We start from the raw sequence: 17452 nt of genomic DNA on the forward strand, positions 1-17452 counted from the left end.
CGACAGGATCGACCCGAAAACTATTTTAGGAGGATAATTATGGAAAATTTAGAATTGATGAAAGCGCGTCATTCGGTACGCGCCTTTAACGAGAGAAAAATCGAAGGGGAACCTGCCCATATTTTGAGTTCGCTTATTGACGAGTGCAATAAGAAGAGCGGAATTCATATTCAGCTATGCCTGAATGAACTAAAAGCATTTGACGGCTTGCTGTCGCACTATGGAAAATTCAGCAATGTCAATAATTACATTGCCTTAGTTGGAAAAAAATCAAAAGAACTTGATGAACAGTTAGGTTATTATGGCGAGAAGATCGTGTTAAAAGCCACCGAACTTGGTATGGGCTCATGCTGGGTTGCCGGGACATACAGCAAAAGCAAGAGCCGCTGTACAATAGAAAAAGGAGAAAAACTTGTCTGCGTTATCGCTATCGGGTACTTCGATAAAGATGGCATCCCTCACAAGACAAAATCTGTTGAAGAACTCAGCCACGTAAATGCCAATATGCCGGAATGGTTCCGACAGGCGATGGAAGCAGCACAATTAGCGCCTACTGCTATGAATCAGCAGAAGTTTTTAATTTCCCTTAATGGCAATACGGTGATAGCAAAAGCGGGAAAAGGATTTCTCACCAAACTAGACCTTGGCATCGTTAAATATCATTTTGAACTCGGTGCGGGACACGCAAATTGGCGATATCATAAATAATCAGATACTGAAGCAATTGACTGGTGAGGATAGCTAAGTGGGGTCAAGAACAACGACTATTTTACATTGTACGGCAAGATACGTTTGTCGACAACCTGGAAAAAGACACTTTACAGGGTCCTCTTTCTGGGATAAATCATTCAAATAATCCGAACGGCATTGTCACGGCCTGTTTTCTGGAGCAGACATTTCTTTATATACAAAGGATGATTCATCCCTAGCTCTGATCTGAAGTTGAGAAAATCTAGTTTGCCAATACATTCAGTGGGTTTCTGTTGCGATTTTAAATATTGAAACAGATCATTTGTTGCCAGGCAATCGGAAAGTGCTCTATGGGTAGTGGTGTTTCGAATCGCACATTTTTCACATAAAGCCAGCAGGCCCCGGTTTTGCAGAGGTATTGTTTTTTCTCTGAACAGACTCACGATATCAATGAAATCATTGGTCAAATATTGTCCCAGCTGTTCTTCACAATGATCATATAAAAAATTGATGTTAAAATTAATGTTATGACCAATTAGAACATTATCAACTGAAAAGCACAGAAAGGAATCCAGCGCCTCGCTAACCTGTGCGGCATCCGCAACCATTTGATTGGTGATGCCGGTTAGGTTAGAAATATAATCATTAATAGGGTTCATCGGCCGGATTAATGATTGAAAAATGGATGTAATTTCATTTTTGCATACTTTTACTGCTCCAATTTCAATGATTTCGTTGTTTTTAGGGTTGAACCCTGTTGTTTCAATATCAATAATCACATAATCATCAGGAAATTCAATAAGGTTTTTGCCTTTATAATCTCTGGTTGTTGGAATAATGTTCATAATTAATTCTCCTTACTATATGTTTCAAATTTGACCTAAACGGTCGATAAGATCCATAGTTCAATTATGACCAAATTTATTATTTTTATTCATCATATTTAAATGTTTTATAAAAAAAAATTATGATATATTAAATTAAGACAATAAAATTCACTGATTTTGAAGTTAAATCAGTGAATGGTCGGACAATTAAAGATCGAAATAAAAAAATATTGAAACTCAAATAAATAATCAGGAGGCAAAATTTGAACCCAAAAATAATTTTGGCCAGCCAGTCGCCGAGAAGACGGGAGCTGCTTGAATTGGCCGTTAAGGACTTTGAAATAAAAGTGGCGGATATTGATGAAAAGAAAATTGAAATGGATATTTTAAAAAACCAAGACGGCGATTTTCTGGCTGCAGCCAAAAAACTTGTTCTTGAGCTATCATTGAGGAAAGCTCAAGAAATACAAAAGGACAATCAGGAGGCTCTGGTGATCGGGGCGGATACTGTTGTGGTTTTAAATGATCAGATCCTGGGTAAACCGATGGATGAAGACGATGCATACCGGATGATCAAAATTCTTTCCGGTAATACCCACCGGGTATTAACCGGAGTCAGTATAAAATTTGGCAATCTAGAGGAACAGTTTGTATCGGTATCAAAAATAAAGTTTTTTAGCTGGAACAAACAGATGAAAAGAGAGGTTAGGGCATATGTGGCATCCGGAAAGGCCATGGATAAAGCCGGTGCCTATGGCATACAAGAAGAAGCTGGGCTTTGGGTCAAGTGGATAAAAGGCGATTATAATAATATTGTCGGTCTTCCGATAGCCCAACTCAACAAAAGACTCAATAAGTTGATGAATAAAAAAGTTAATTAACTTTAAGGAAAATATAAAGCTGTCAATAATTTTGAAAAAGTCTTACTATCAATAGATCGCTCTTCTTTATTTTTGTGATGCATGTATCAGATCTATGAGAATGCCGAATTATTTGGTTTTATCCTGCAGTTTTTTTAAAGCAGAAATGAAAAAGTCTGGATGCTCATAATGGATATCATGGCCTGATTTGATAGTCATGGTTTCACAACTGACAAGGCAATCCTGAACCATTTTTGCATCTTCATCGGTATTGGCGGCATACAAACCCCCGTCCTTTCCGTAATTTGTTTCGGCTTTCAGATAAATCGTCGGGCACTGGATTGCTTTTAGCATCGCTTCCTGATCGATGTCATTCATCCATGAACCATCGTAAAAGGTCTCGCCGAAGGCCGGATCATAGCAATCAAAGGAATTCATGAGTCGAAGCCAGGAATAGGGGATCCAGAAGATTCTTGGTCTCTGACCAGGATAATTATTTCGAAATGTCTCAACAGCCTGCACCACCTTCTCTTTTAAACCACCGAAAAGGGAAACCATGTAGCTGTTTTTAAAATAGTAGACAACAAAATCTGTTTCATTCGTCTGGTTCAGAAAGCTGTGAATGGTCAAGAAGGTATCCTTCCAGGCAAAGCAGGCATTTCCTTCCTGCATTTCCTCAGGAGTCACGGCAAAGAGCGGTGGATCTTCGAGCAGAACGCTACTGACCAGCTCCGGCGCGTTGGATCCCAGCCAGGCTGCCAGAACACCGCTGGAAGAATGTCCGGAGACAATACATTTTTCGCTGATCACATGCTCCATAAATCAGATCAGCACCTTGCCGTTTGCCGTGCAGGAATAAAGCGGGTGTAAATTGCTGTAAAAAATAACCGAGGAAACCGGCGATGCTGATGACCACAAAAGCTAAAACAATCAGTATAATATGCATTTTTTTAATCTTCACTTTCTTGATCCTTAACTATTTGATGGGAATAGCCCAAATTTTTTTGACAAATTCAAACTGACTGATGAATTGACTGGAGTCAATCAGCGCGAGCCCACCCTGATTTTCATCACCCAGAATCATCAAACTTTTTCAAATATAAGAGCTGCGGAAAAACTCTCCATCCAAGCATTATCATAGCAGCGCCCGGTACTGCTCATACTTTGAATGCCTTTTGATTTATGGTTATAGTACCTAACAACCAGTTAGTTCTTTATCCATCTTGTTGCTTAAGCTGTTAGAATGTAAGAGCAATCGGTATATCGTCTTCCTTTCTTGGACTTCGCGTCCGTAAAATAGACTGAGAACCAGCTCCTCATTCGCAGCGTTCGTTTTATGCAGGTTGAACTGCTGTCCTACAGTACTGGGAACCATGGGCTATGGCATACCGGCAGGATTGGGCGCTAAAATGGGTAATCCAGATAAAGATGTACTTGTCATTTCCGGTGATGGCGGTGCTCAAATGAACATACAAGAAATGGCAACCGCAGTGGTTTATGAAGTCCCACTGATCATCATAATTTTGAATAATGGCTATTTGGGAAATGTCCGTCAGTGGCAGGAAATGTTTTACAATAAACGGTATTCCAGCACCTGTTTGCTTTATCGAAAGAGCTGTGGGGGCGCTTGCGGCGATCCGGACAGAACCTGCCCGGAATATACACCAGATTTTGTTATGTTGGCCGAAAGCTACGGTGCAAAGGGGATTCGTGTTAAACAGGCCGAAGATATAAAGCGTGCTTTTTATTTTGCCAAAAATAATGTATCCGGACCGATAATCATTGAGTTTATCATTGAGCACGAAGAAAACGTACTGCCAATTGTACCACCAGGTAATGCTATCAGCGAGATGATCATAAAATAAAAATGACGCCATAAATAATAAAGGCAAGAATCAGGTCGAAAATGTCTGATTTTTGCCTTTATCTGGTTATGAGTGATTTGAGATTGTTAATGCATTAGGTAATATCGGAGGGTGACTATTTAGTAAATAGTCGCTCTCCGGTTGTGTTACATCATCAAATCTTTAATATTTATCAAAATCGATGGTTATTTCTTCGCGGTCGACATTGCTCTCGGAAGCCGGACGTGGAGTTTCTTTTGTCGATGTTGCTTTTGGATGTCGCTCAATTGATTTGGCTGTGGATTGTGATCTTATTTTAGATCTGAGCTTGAAGGTGCCAACCATTTGTTTGAGCAGTTCAGCCTGACCGGAGAGTTCTTCACTGGCGGCAGCGCTTTGTTCAGCAGTAGCAGAGTTCTGTTGAACGACCTGAGCTACTTGTTCAACGCCAGTATCGATTTGGGCGATTCCTGAGGCTTGCTCGCTGGATGCGACAGCAATATTCCCAATGAGGGTGGTGACCTTTTCAATGCCTGCTACAATATCGTCCAGAGCAGCAGCAGTATCATCGGCAATTTTCGTTCCTTCTTGAACTTTATCGATGGAACCTTCAATTAAGGTTGTGGTTTCCTTGGCAGCGTTAGCACTTCGTGCCGCCAAGCTTCTTACTTCTTCGGCGACGACTGCAAAACCTTTGCCATGCTGGCCGGCCCGGGCAGCTTCCACTGCGGCATTAAGGGCTAGAATATTGGTTTGGAAAGCAATGTCATCAATGACCTTGATTATTTTTGAAATATCTTCAGAAGACTGGTTAATGGCTATCATGGAACTCTGCATGGATGACATTTGAGCATTGCCTTTGGCAGCATTGGTCTTGACTGTGTCAGTTAATTCTCTGGCTTGATTAGCGTCAACCGCATTCTTTTTTGTCTGCTCAGCGATTTCTGCAATCGAGGCGGTTAATTCCTGAACGGAGCTAGCTTGTTCAGTGGAACCCTGAGCCAGAGACTGACTACCGGCGGATACCTGACCAGAGCCGGAGGCTACCTGTTCGGAAGCTGTGTTAATTTCTCCCATGACGTCGTTCAGAGAATCAATGATCACATTGATGGCATTTGAAATAGTAACAAAATCGCCATCGAATGGTGTTGCATGTTCAATATCAAGATTTCCGTGAGATAATTGTCCGATTTTTTCTGTAATTTCACTGACAATCACATCTAAACGTTTGGCGGTAGTATTGACGGTTCCGGTTAATATTTCAACATCGCCTTTATAATTGTCGGCAATACGGGCCTGAAGGTTGCCGTTTGAAATAGCATCCATAACGGACATGATTTCTTGGATTGGTTTGTTGATTTCATCCAGAATTGCATTCATGCCGCCAACCAGTTCTTCCCAGGCACCCTGGAACCTGCTGGTGTCCGCCCGAGTCTGGAGGTTGCCGTCAATAACTGCATTGGTAATCATGGCAGCACCGTCAATCATTTCTCCAATTGAGTCTTTTACTGTGACTAAACTATTGCTGATTTCATTGAACTGTGCACTGACTTCAGTGGTATATTCATCTGCTTCGCTGATGTTCATATCAAAGTCCATATTTCCTTCAGACAGACAGATGAGATTACTGGCCAATCGGCCAATTTCGGTTTTAGTGTAATCACTGACGCGTATGATAGCGGTTAAATCGGTGATAATTTCCACGAAGCCAATATTTTCACCGCTTTTATTCTTGAGATAAGCGGTATCTTGTTTCTTGCTTCGACCAGCCCATTCAAAATAACTTTCAGATAAGCCCTTATCCAGCAATTGACGGATACCGCAACTGTCAGTCTGACAGATACTGGCTCCGGCATTGTAGCAGTCCATACCACAGGCAGAATTTCGGTCTTTTATAACGCCTTTGGCTATCAGGAAAGCTTCAAAGGCCCGGTTCATAAAGATCCATTTCATGTTGTTATCGGTAACTTGGATCGGAAAAGGAATATTATCAATAATAGACTCATACCAAAACATATTATCCACAACGGTATCAAGAGTTTGGTTAATGCCAGCAATAACTTTTGCATAATCTCCGGCGTGTCTGCTTTCTTCAGCACGTTTTGTAAAATCCCCATGAATGGCAGAATCCGACAGCATGATGGTATCAGACACCAGATTGCCAATGGCTTTTTTGATGGCAATCATGCTAACTCCTAAAATATCATTTTCAGATTTGGGTTGGATATTGATATCGAGATTGCCTTCAGCCATAAAACGTGCCGCTTCGGACTGATCTTTGATGTTTTCAGCCAAATTTACAAATGAAACAGTAAGCGCACCAATTTCGTCCTGAGTGGCATGATCAGCCATGGAATAGTCAATATTGATATTGCCAACAGCAAGGCGATCAGCCGCTTCAGCCAGTTTCTTGATGGGGTTGATGAACTTTTGGGTGGAAAAGACGATGAGTCCTATAATCACTACAAGTCCCAAACCAAAGATGACAAGCATCATCAATTGAATACCGACAAACTGCTGGTTAAATTCCTTCATGGGCAGCCCGGTGGCCAAAACCCAGCCGGTATCACCGATTTTTGCAACATAACCTTGACTTTTGGTTCCGTCTGTTGTGTAAGTAAGAGAACCGGCAGTTTTATCCATCAGGGCGGAGATAATATTTTCCGACATATCAGTGTCGGTAAGGGGTTTATTGATAAAATCGGGATTGGGATGATCAAAAACTGTACCTTTATTGGTTGCAATCACGAAAAATCCGGTTTCTCCAATTTTATTTTCAGCAATGATCTGCTTAATATGATCAATGGAAACATCGATGCAGGTGGCGCCAGTCATTTCTTGAGTGCCTGATTTAAATACAGGAGCAACCACACTGACAATCATCTTTTTGGTTGCAGTGTCTTCATATGGTTCGGTGATAAAGACGGTTTTCTTTTCTTGAAGATCTTTATACCAACCTCGGGAAGTGATGTCATAGGAGGCATCGGAAGTATAACCGTCTGACTGCGTTATCTGACTCGAATCGAAATCCCCAATCCAGGCGGCAATAATATTATCAGGATTGGTGGCCTTTACATTATCTAAAGCTTGTTTAACCTCAGGGTAGGAACCCACTGAAGTGATGGGGACCCCCGGAGTGATTTCTTCAAACATTTTTTGGGTTTCCGGATTGGTTGACATTTGTTTGGCAACTTCAATGTACTCGTTCAAGTAGCCTTCCACCTCATTTGATACGGCCTGGGAACGTGCCGATAATTCATTGATGGTGATGTTGGTGATGGACTGGTTCACAACATACAGTGAGATGCCTGCGACGATTGCAAAAATAATGGCAACCGGTAATCCGATCGTGAGCAGCATACGTAAGAGTAGTCCTTTTTTCTTGTTCATTGTTTTTCTCCTTTTAGTCATTTTTTTCAATTGCAAAATTTGTAAAGCACAAATGTCAGTTGCTTTGTTATCGGTTTTATGAACAATTTTGAAACAGTAGGCGACTGTTCGCAGTTAAATTGAAAATTGTTCGATGGAAACCTGGTGCGAAGCGCATGGCATTTTCACAATCGATTGCATGTGTTGTAATATAATATCGACGGCTTGTATTAAAACTTAAATATTTTTTATTCGATTTAATAGCAATGGGATTTTCGAAAAAAATCGCAACTTTTTTAAAATAATGCTTGACATTTACATCGATTTTATTTATTATAGTAGCATCGACTGACGGTCGATAGAGGTGGATGAAAAATGAAAACAGTCAAAGAAGGGGAAATACGAAGACGTGAGATTCTGGATGTAGCACGAGAATTATTTGTTACAAAAGGTTATGACCATACTTCTGTTAATGATATTCTGAAGATAGTGGATATTGCCAAAGGCACCTTTTACTATTATTTTGCTTCAAAAGAAGAAGTACTGGAAGCAATCATTCTTGATATTGTCGAAGAAGGTGCTAGGAGGGCAGAAATAGTCGTCAAGGATCAATCCATTCCTTTGCTGAATCGCATTATGATGGCGATCATGGCACAGGCTCCAGAGTTTGAGGGATCAGATGAGATAAAGGAAGAATTGCATAAAGTTGAGAATGCCAAGTTGGAACGGCTATATTTAAAAGCGATGCTTAAGCGGATGACACCAGTTTTACAGGAACCGGTGCTGGAATGCATAAAAGAAGGGATTGCTCATATGGAGTATCCAACGGAATGCATTGAAACGATTCTGCTGTTGGGACATATGATGTTTGACTGCGATACGTTTGAATGGAAAATGGAAGAGTATCCCCAAAAAATACAGGCATTTTTGTGTCATGCTGAACGAATGCTGGGAACAAAAGAGGGAGAACTGAATGGCTTTTTACAAATGTTTGGGCAAATACCGTAAAACGACTGGACATCTGTAAAGCCATTTTTTTTACATTGCTACCGACCGACGGTCGACATTAACATGAAGAAAAGACGATATATTTTAAGGAGGATCATAATGAATCAACAAAATAAAATACAAAAAACACAAACAAAAAGACCGGAAAAAGGAATGAAGAAGTTCATGATACTGGTTGCCGGGGAGTTCATATCCAGTATCGGTAGCGGATTAACAGACTTTGGTCTGGCAATCTATGTCCTGGCGATGACAGACTCGGTTGCCGCAACTGGTATATTTAGCATTTGTGCTTTTCTGCCATCCATTCTCCTCGCTCCGGTGGGAGGTGTTCTGGCGGATCGCTATGATCGAAGGCTGATGATGATTTTCGGGGAATTGTTATCCGGTCTTGGATTGCTAGTCTGTCTGTTCTCGGTGATGAGCAGCAGCCCTTCCATTGTGGTCATCTGTATGGGCGTCGGGGTCAGCTCAATTTTTACGTCGTTATCGGAACCGGCTTTTAAAGCGACCGTCACGGATCTATTGTCGGATGAAGATTTCGTCCGAGCGGGTGGAATGGTTCAGATTGTAAACAGCGCCAAGCTTATCATATCCCCTGCACTGGCCGGGCTGCTGCTGCAAATTACAACCGTCAGCACGCTGATCATAATTGATATTCTTACTTTTTTTACAACGGTATTGGTGATTGTTGCGGTAAGAAAAGGCATGGCGATAAAACACCGCGGTGGTGCTTCATTACGTATTGGCCGGGAATTAAAGGAAGGGATTGCGGCCATACGGGGGAAAAGCGGGATCATGACAATGATTGTGATTATGACCATTTCGGTTTTTTGCCTTGGTTTTGTACAGATTTTGAGTAAACCCCTTGTGCTGGCTTTGGCTGGGGAAACCGAATTGGGCATTCTGACCACGATCATTGCATTGGGTATGCTGGTCGGCAGCATCGTCATCAGTTGTCTGAAGCATACAAAATCTTATGGCCAGATGCTTTCGATTGGATTATTCGGCTGCGGGCTCTTTTTTGCCCTGATTGGCGTCAGTAAAAATCTGTTCTTGATAGCAGCGTTCGGATTCATGATGTTTGTCTTCATGCCGGCTGTTCAGATTGGGGCGGAAGTTCTGATCCGCAGAAATCTTGCCAATGAGGTCCAGGGACGAGCTTTCGGGTTGATCGGCCTGATTACTCAGATGGGTTACATATTGGCATTTATTGCCTCTGGCATTCTTTCGGACTATGTATTTGAGCCGTTTATGAAGGGAAATAGTTTGCTCGCCATAAAAATCGGAGCCGTAATTGGTGCCGGTGCAGGAAGAGGAAATGCATTGCTGATCGCAATCACCGGGGTAGTATTGGCCGGTGTTGGCATTGTTGTTTCCCGACTGAAAAGTGTGAAATCGTTGGAAGAGGAGAATTTATATGAAGCTGTTGCTGAATCTTGTTCGGAAGGACTTTAAAAGAAACAAAGTGATTACAACAGCCCTGGCGGTATTCCTGGTCCTTTCCGCTCTTATGATGGCCGGTGGATTAAGAGTGACCGGTGCGATGATATCTTCAGTGAAAGGGTTAAATGAAATGGCTGTTTCACCCGAATATATTCAGATGCACAAGGGCGCATTTGATAAGGAAGCGCTTGATCATTTTGTTGAAATTCATGATTATATTAAGGATTCGCTGACCGTTAAAATGCTTGATGTCAGGAATGCAAATTTTATTTATCAGGGTGAAACCCTGGAAAAGTGTTTGATGGATAACGGATTCGTTGTTCAGAATAACGGATTTGATTTTCTGCTTAATATGAATAATGAAATTGACGTTGTTCAGGATGGGGAAATCGGCGTGCCTGTCTTTTATGCTCAGGAGCTTGGTATTAAAGCCGGCGATGTCATTATCGTGCATGAAGGTGATTACCGTAAGGAACTGAAGGTATCAACCATCATTCGGGACTCATCGATGAACTCTGCACTGGCATCTTCAAAGCGTTTCTTAATCAGTCAGTCAGACATGGCTGAAATCAGTTCCTATATGGGGGAATGGGAATACTGTTTTGAATTCCTGTTAAAGGATGGCGCATCGACATCGGTTTTGGCGAAGGATTATATGGATGCAGGTATGCCTTCCAATGGCGTGGGAATAACCGGCAGCATTCTGAGGCTGATGAATACTTTTTCTTATGGTCTGGTTGCGTTCATTATTATTGCAATCAGTCTGCTTTTAATCATCATCTCAGTCCTGTGTTTATCTTATATTATTCGGGCAACCATGTCAGAAGAGCATGCTGCTATCGGAGCGATGAAAGCAATTGGATTTCCAGAAAAAACAATTGAGAAGCTGTATCAGATAAAATATTCAATATTGTTGTTGGCGGCAGCAGTCATTGGTTATTCGGCAGCCATCCCATTCGGTGATTTCTTTTCCTCCTCGGTTATTCGGTACTGCGGATCTGGCAGCGGCGAATGGATGAAATGGGTGTTTCCATTCATCGGGATCATTCTGCTCAGTCTGATTGTGTTGCTGGAATGCCGAAGAATCATCCGCAGAAATCTCAAGAGTACGGTTGTGGAGCTGATGCGCGAGGAAGAGCAGATCAAGAAACAAGGCCATTATTCTTTGCCTTCCAGAGGCTTGAAATATCGAAACCTGACGATCGCAATCGGTGAACTGAAATGCAGATGGAAGGAATATGTTGTTATCTTTTTAGTCTTTGTCTTCTCATCATTTTTGATGCTGCTTCCGCTGAACATGAAGAGTACCGTTGAAAATCCGTCTTTCATTACTTATATGGGGGTGGGTCAAAGCGATATCCGTATTGATATTCAGTATACGGATAATCTGACGAAACAAAAAGACGCCGTGACATCCTATCTGGAGAATGATTCTGAAATTGAGAAGGCGGCAATTTATAAAAATGGCTATGTACAGTCTCAGAATGGATTAGGAGAATGGGAATACATCCGCGTGGAAAATGGTGATGAATCGGTTTTCCCATTGGAATACCTTGAGGGAAGCGCCCCGGTTGGCAGTAAAGAAATGGCGCTTTCTTATCTGAATGCTTCCGAATTAGGAAAAAAGGTTGGCGATTCGATAACGGTAAAATATCAAGGGGCCGATCTTATCTTCACTGTCAGCGGTATTTACCAGGATATTACATACGGTGGTAAAACTGCCAAAGCAGCCATAGATTTTGACGAAAATGATGTGGAGGTCTATATTGTTTATTTGAATGTCAAAGACGGTGTCTCGATTGCTAAAAAGACGGATGAACTGCGAACAGTTCTGACCGTCGGTAAAATAACGCCGGTTAATGAATTCGTTGCGCAGACACTCAGCGGCATTATGGATGATATGAGCCTGGTCGAAGGGACTGCCATCGTCATAGCGCTGCTGCTAATTATACTGATTACCGTGATGTTTTTGCAGCTTGTCACAGCAAAGGAACATAGTGCCATCGCAATCAAAAAAGTAATCGGCTTTTCAAACCGGGACATCCGGATACAGTTTGGAATACGGATTCTAGTGATTCAGTTTATGGGAATTGTTGTCGGAACAATTTTTGCGAATTCTTTGGGTGGCGTTATTTTCGGCCTCATGCTTTCTTCCATGGGGGCATCAAAAATAACGATGCTGGTCGATCCGCTTACGGCCTATCTGCTCTGCCCGGCAGCTCAACTGCTGGTCGTCTTCATCACTGTGATTGTGGGAACTAAAGTAGTTGAAAAATATCATATCAGAGATCAAATAATGGAATAAGGAGTCAAGTCATGATAAAAGTTGAACAGATCAGCAAATCATTTAATAACTTAGAGATATTGAATAATGTGTCGTTTGAAATAAAAAGAGGGGATTTCGTCGGGGTTATGGGGCCTTCCGGTTCCGGTAAATCGACACTTCTCTACAGTATCAGCCAAATGGACAGCGTTAGCGGCGGCAGGATATTGTTTGAAGGCCGAAACCTATCCGAAATGCCGGAGGTTGAATTATCCGAATTCCGGCTGACTAAAATGGGATTTGTCTTTCAGAATGCCCAGATGTTGAAGAATCTTTCGATCTTCAATAATATTATCCTCCCTGGTCTTATCGCAAAGAAAGAAACGGTGCACATCATCAGGGAACGCGCATCAAAATTAATGAAACGCATGGAAATTGAAGGACTCGAAGAGCGCGATGTCCGGGAAGTTTCCGGCGGACAGCTGCAACGGGCTTCCATTTGCCGCGCCATGATCAATAATCCTGAAATTCTGTTTTTGGATGAACCCACCGGCGCTCTCAATTCCGCTGCCACGGATCAGGTATTGGCAATTCTTGAAGATTTGAATCATGAGGGAATGACCATCATGACCGTTACACATGAACCCCGGGTCGCGGCCAAAGCAAAAAAGGTACTCTATATTCAAGATGGGCAGATAGCAGCTTGCAAAGAATTCCTGACCGTTACAGACCATGAACGGGAACTGGATAAATGGTTGATGGAATTAACACATTAATTTGTCTGCTGTTAAATAGAAACGAAGGCTGCCAATATTGGCAGCCTTCGTTTCATGTTATGGGCAAATTTGATCATATTCCAAAGTAAAACTTATCAAAGTTTTATTTAGTAAGCATGTGATGATAAACCAGTTCCTGTAAAACGTCTTTAACAAGCATGACCTCGTGCTTTTGTTCGGGAAGATTGTCGGAATAATAATAATCAATAATCGGGTGATAGTTGTTGCTTACCGCTTTTCTTTTGCGAATAACCTTTAATGTATCGTTTGGCGAAATTATGCCGGCGTCAATATCTTCGTTGATATCGCCAATAAGTTCTTCATAATCATATGAGTACTTCATTGTATCGTCACTCCTAAATTAAAATAATAGAAAAATTTAGATGAATAAAATTTTCATTTGAATTTAAATATATACTAAAATACAGTCTATTACCATGAAAATTTCTCCAGACAGCGCATTATATTATTTTGCGGATCGAAAAAAATATAATGCTTCTAATTTTAAGGAAAATTGGTATATAATATACAATAATTTATTGATCAAAATTTATTGTAGGAATACGAAGGAGACTGTTATGTATGATGTCGCTATTATTGGAGCTGGAATAATCGGAACATCTATTGCCCGGGCTTTAAGTCGTTATCAATTATCGGTTGTTATTTTTGACAAAGAAAATGATGTGTCAATGGGGGCAACCAAGGCTAATTCTGCCATTGTTCATGGCGGATTTGCTGAATCTCATGCAAAAGTTAAGGGTGGTTTGTGTTACAAGGGAAGAAAGCAATTTGATCAGCTTAATAAAGAGCTGAATTTTGGATTTGAAAAAATCGGTTCTTTGGTTCTCGCCTTTGAGGAAGATCAGCTGGAGGAACTAAAAAAGCTTTATGAAAATGGATTAGCCAATGGTTTGGATGACCTTGAAATTCTTGACCATGATCAAATCATGGCATTAGAACCGAATGTCAACCCTGATGTCAAGTACGCTCTTTATTGTAAGGGGGCTGGCGTTTGTTCCCCCTACGAAATGGCCATTGCACTAGCTGAAAATGCGGTGGAAAATGGTGTAAAGCTCATTCTTGATACCGAAATTACAGGTATTCATCAGACCGAAAATGGGTTCGAATTGGTTGATCAAACGAACAAAAATTATGCTGTTAAATATGTCATAAATGCTGGGGGCATTTCATCGGACACCGTATCCAAGATGGTTGGGGTTGATTACTTTACAATCAACCCGCGCAGTGGAGAATATCTCCTCATGGTTCGGGGATCGGGAAGTATCATCAATAAGGTTTTATTCCAAATGCCGACAAAAATGGGCAAAGGAATCCTGGTAACGCCAACTTATTATGGCAATCTTCTGATGGGACCGGATGCTGTTAATGAAGAAACTGCTGATAAATCCACTCATGCTGAACGTCTGCTCAAGATTTTTATGGAGGCCAAACATACAACTGACAAATTAGATATTAAAAAATTCATCCGTAGCTTTACAGGTGTCCGCGCGGTCAGTTCGACAGATGATTTTATCATTGAAGCAACTGCTGTCAAAGGGTTTATTAATTGTGCCGGAATTCAATCTCCAGGGATCACTTCTTCTCCGGCCATTGCTGATATGGTTGTCAAGCTTCTAAAAGAACTGAACTGTCCGCTTGAAGAAGACCCCGATTTCAATCCTTACCGCAAACCCATTATTACCAGAAAAAAGCTGAAACCTTTAAAAGAAATTCAGCCGTTTGTTGATATGGAATCCAGTCCTGATAAAATAATCTGTCGCTGTGAACAGGTAACTGAGGCTACTATTATCGATGCCATGAATCGTGGTATTCCGGTCAAAACGATTGACGGTATTAAACGACGTACACGAACTGGTTGTGGTTGGTGTCAGGGGACTTTTTGCCGTTCCCGTGTTGCCGAAGTGATGGAACGGCAACTTGGACAATCAATTGATCCGAGTTTTGATGTGGAACACAGTGGCATCAATCGTGTCGGTAAAAATGAAATTGTTGATTATATTAAGAATAATATGAATTGATATATTGGAAATTCCGTTAGTTTGATAGACTGCAGAAAAAATCTGAATGATAACCCAAAAAATATATAACTTTGAGAAACTGAAGTAAAAAAAATGATTGGCATGAATTTATTAGAGGAAGAAAAAGCATGAAACCAAATTATATCGAAGAAACCATTGCTATTAATGGCATCAAAGAATATATGATTCACTATCAGGGCGAAAAGGATGCTCCTGTTGTTCTGTTTCTCCACGGCGGACCGGGTAGTTCGGAATCTGTTTTTGCCTATTATATAGAAAGTGGCTGGAGTGGAAACTATACCAGTGTGTATTACGATCAGCGAGGTTCCGGAAAAACTTATTATCAAAACAAAAACGCCATCCCAACCATGGATAATCTTAAGGAAGATCTTCTGCAGACAGTGCTTTATGTTAAAGAAAAATATCAGGCTGAAAAAATCGTTATTCTGGGACATTCTTTTGGAACTGTGCTGGGATCAATGTTTGCAATCGAACATCCCGAACATGTGCGGTGTTATATTGGTGTTGGCCAGGTCATCGACATCATCGAGAATGAGAAAGTCTGTTACAGCAAATTGGCATGTGCCATTGACGACGCAGAAAATGAAAAAGACAAGGAAAAGCTCTCAGCAATCGGTGTTTATCCGCCAAAGTCGGATGACGCGAAGTTGCTCAAAAAAATGAATGTGCTTCGAAAAATGCAGGGAAAATATAACCTTGGTATGAAAATAGACTGGAATTTAATCAAACTGATTCTGAAAAGTCCGGTTGTTGGATGGCCTGAGATATTGGGACAGATCAATGGAATGAAAGTAAATAATGATGTATTTCGAGAACTCTGGGATTACAGTCTTTACGCATATAATCGACAGTATACTGTTCCGGTTTACTTTATTTTAGGAGAAAATGACAACGAAACACCAACTGAGATTGCGGTGAAATATTTTGAAACGATTATCGCCCCAGAAAAACAACTGTATCTCATCAAGAATGCCGGACATATGACCATGCTGGATAATTTAAAGGATTATCAGCTTGCCCTGAAAGATGTTTTGGAGCGGAATTCATAACCTGGATTGATAGTCGATTTTTTTGAAAGGAGGTGACAAAATTCTTCTAAAATTGTCACCCCGATGAAAAATTCTGCTGGAGAGTTTAAGCCGTTTTGGAGCGGAAAATATTAATGACTGAATCGATTTCTGATAAGAAACGAATCGGATTATTTATGGTTCAACAGATAATTTTGAACTCGCAGGTCGGCATTTGCCTGAATATCATAGTAGTAAAAAGGGAAATCAAAGGAATGAAAAACTCCTTTGCCAAACACTGCATTTCCCGGCGCATATTTGTCTACGTCAACAGTACTGCAAATGATAACACCTTTGGCGGTATCAACCTGAGCATCGGCAAAGTTCTTCACCACGATATTGGTTCCATCCTCATTTTTAGCCACTGATCCATCCGAATTTAATTGGAGTGACCCCAGATTATCAGAAGCAGGTGCGACTGTTTCGTCAGTGGTCCAGCTGATCGGGTTGATCGCTTTAGCGCCAGGGGTTACGACACCATCGGTTCCTTCAATGGTTGGGGCCTGAGTATTATATGAAATGATGACGCCGGTATCGCCAGCGCCGGTAGCAAATTTAAGGTTAGGATTCTGGGCCAGATAATCATCGGTTACCGAATAGCCAATGACGTAGGCAGCGATCATGCGGTCATTTACCTCAGGGTGTGCTTTCATATATTCCGACAAGATATAGATCATGACGTTGGACCCCTGGGAATGGCTTGCTAAAATAAAAGGGCGGCCATTATTATAATTTTTGATATAATAGTCAAAAGCGGCCAGTGCATCAGTCAGCGGAACACCTTTGACTACATCCTGTTGTTCATCAACCGACATGGCAAGAGTTGAACCGGCATCATCCTGGCGATAGTAGGGGGCATAAATATTGGCAATGTCTGAAAAAGCTGTCGCCTGTCGCTCATAGGCTAATTTTGATTGTTGGAGCATGACAGGATTATCAATATCGCAGATAATCGGATCGTCAGCATTTACCTTTGCCCATGCTGACGGGTATAGGTAAAAAACATCCACGTCTTTGTTGTTTTCTGTGGGAAGGTTCAACCAGTGGTTGCTTTGACTGTAATCCGTAGCCTGAATGGCTGTGGAAGATTCCGTCTGTGCCGCATCTTCTTTTGTATCGGCTGTTTTGGCGCTGCATCCGGCAATAGCCAAACAGCAAAGTAATACAGTGAGGGATAAAAACAGGCGTTTTTCGATCTTCATTTTCATTTCTCCTTTTATTTTTTATAATATACTGCTTTTATAT

The 17452-nt window shown here is 41.3% G+C and carries 14 protein-coding genes; 9 read left to right on the forward strand and 5 right to left on the reverse strand.

Annotation, left to right across the window (positions count from 1 at the left end):
• Window positions 1-39: 39 nt before the first annotated feature.
• Window positions 40-708, forward strand: a complete 669-nt coding sequence (locus tag FZC40_RS10755) for a nitroreductase family protein (RefSeq protein ID WP_148604179.1) — start codon at window positions 40-42, stop codon at window positions 706-708.
• Window positions 709-848: 140 nt separating this feature from the next.
• Here FZC40_RS10755 and FZC40_RS10760 read toward each other — a convergent pair whose 3' ends face one another.
• Window positions 849-1535 (reverse strand): 3'-5' exonuclease, encoded by a 687-nt coding sequence (locus FZC40_RS10760; protein ID WP_148604181.1) that lies wholly within the window; start codon window positions 1533-1535, stop codon window positions 849-851.
• Window positions 1536-1780: 245 nt separating this feature from the next.
• Between FZC40_RS10760 and FZC40_RS10765 the strand changes: the two genes are divergently transcribed.
• Window positions 1781-2398 (forward strand): Maf family protein, encoded by a 618-nt coding sequence (locus FZC40_RS10765; protein ID WP_186843767.1) that lies wholly within the window; start codon window positions 1781-1783, stop codon window positions 2396-2398.
• Between the two features lie 108 nt (window positions 2399-2506).
• On the opposite strand, the gene FZC40_RS10770 is transcribed toward FZC40_RS10765, so the two are convergent.
• Window positions 2507-3196 (reverse strand): alpha/beta fold hydrolase, encoded by a 690-nt coding sequence (locus tag FZC40_RS10770; protein WP_148604185.1) that lies wholly within the window; start codon window positions 3194-3196, stop codon window positions 2507-2509.
• Between the two features lie 524 nt (window positions 3197-3720).
• Between FZC40_RS10770 and FZC40_RS10775 the strand changes: the two genes are divergently transcribed.
• Window positions 3721-4242, forward strand: a complete 522-nt coding sequence (locus FZC40_RS10775) for a thiamine pyrophosphate-dependent enzyme (RefSeq protein ID WP_337959676.1) — start codon at window positions 3721-3723, stop codon at window positions 4240-4242.
• 162 nt (window positions 4243-4404) lie between these two features.
• Here the strand turns inward: FZC40_RS10775 and FZC40_RS10780 are convergent, their stop codons facing one another.
• Complete coding sequence (locus FZC40_RS10780; RefSeq protein ID WP_186843766.1) at window positions 4405-7611, reverse strand: methyl-accepting chemotaxis protein; 3207 nt, start codon at window positions 7609-7611, stop codon at window positions 4405-4407.
• Between the two features lie 354 nt (window positions 7612-7965).
• Here FZC40_RS10780 and FZC40_RS10785 point away from each other — a divergent pair, with 354 nt between their 5' ends.
• From FZC40_RS10785 to FZC40_RS10800, 4 genes are all read left to right on the forward strand, one after another.
• Window positions 7966-8598 carry a TetR/AcrR family transcriptional regulator gene (locus FZC40_RS10785; protein WP_148604190.1) on the forward strand — a complete coding sequence of 211 codons (633 nt, stop codon included), beginning with the start codon at window positions 7966-7968 and terminating at the stop codon, window positions 8596-8598.
• Window positions 8599-8697: 99 nt separating this feature from the next.
• Window positions 8698-10053, forward strand: coding sequence for an MFS transporter (locus tag FZC40_RS10790; RefSeq protein WP_148604192.1), 1356 nt, complete (start codon window positions 8698-8700; stop codon window positions 10051-10053).
• Entirely contained in the window at window positions 10016-12346 is a 2331-nt protein-coding gene (locus FZC40_RS10795) for an FtsX-like permease family protein (protein ID WP_148604195.1), read from the forward strand. Before FZC40_RS10790 ends, FZC40_RS10795 begins: the two co-directional genes overlap by 38 nt.
• 11 nt (window positions 12347-12357) lie before the next feature.
• Window positions 12358-13080 carry an ABC transporter ATP-binding protein gene (locus FZC40_RS10800; protein WP_148604197.1) on the forward strand — a complete coding sequence of 241 codons (723 nt, stop codon included), beginning with the start codon at window positions 12358-12360 and terminating at the stop codon, window positions 13078-13080.
• 103 nt (window positions 13081-13183) lie between these two features.
• On the opposite strand, the gene FZC40_RS10805 is transcribed toward FZC40_RS10800, so the two are convergent.
• Complete coding sequence (locus FZC40_RS10805) at window positions 13184-13423, reverse strand: hypothetical protein (protein WP_148604201.1); 240 nt, start codon at window positions 13421-13423, stop codon at window positions 13184-13186.
• Window positions 13424-13658: 235 nt separating this feature from the next.
• Between FZC40_RS10805 and FZC40_RS10810 the strand changes: the two genes are divergently transcribed.
• Window positions 13659-15119, forward strand: a complete 1461-nt coding sequence (locus FZC40_RS10810; RefSeq protein WP_148604203.1) for an NAD(P)/FAD-dependent oxidoreductase — start codon at window positions 13659-13661, stop codon at window positions 15117-15119.
• 128 nt (window positions 15120-15247) lie between these two features.
• Window positions 15248-16189, forward strand: coding sequence for an alpha/beta fold hydrolase (locus FZC40_RS10815; RefSeq protein ID WP_148604205.1), 942 nt, complete (start codon window positions 15248-15250; stop codon window positions 16187-16189).
• Between the two features lie 149 nt (window positions 16190-16338).
• Here FZC40_RS10815 and FZC40_RS10820 read toward each other — a convergent pair whose 3' ends face one another.
• Complete coding sequence (locus FZC40_RS10820; RefSeq protein ID WP_243135795.1) at window positions 16339-17409, reverse strand: DUF3089 domain-containing protein; 1071 nt, start codon at window positions 17407-17409, stop codon at window positions 16339-16341.
• Window positions 17410-17452 lie beyond the last annotated feature (43 nt).

Origin of the sequence: Acetobacterium tundrae (assembly GCF_008086615.1) — a bacterium.
In the GTDB taxonomy this organism is placed as follows: Bacteria; Bacillota; Clostridia; order Eubacteriales; family Eubacteriaceae; genus Acetobacterium; species Acetobacterium tundrae.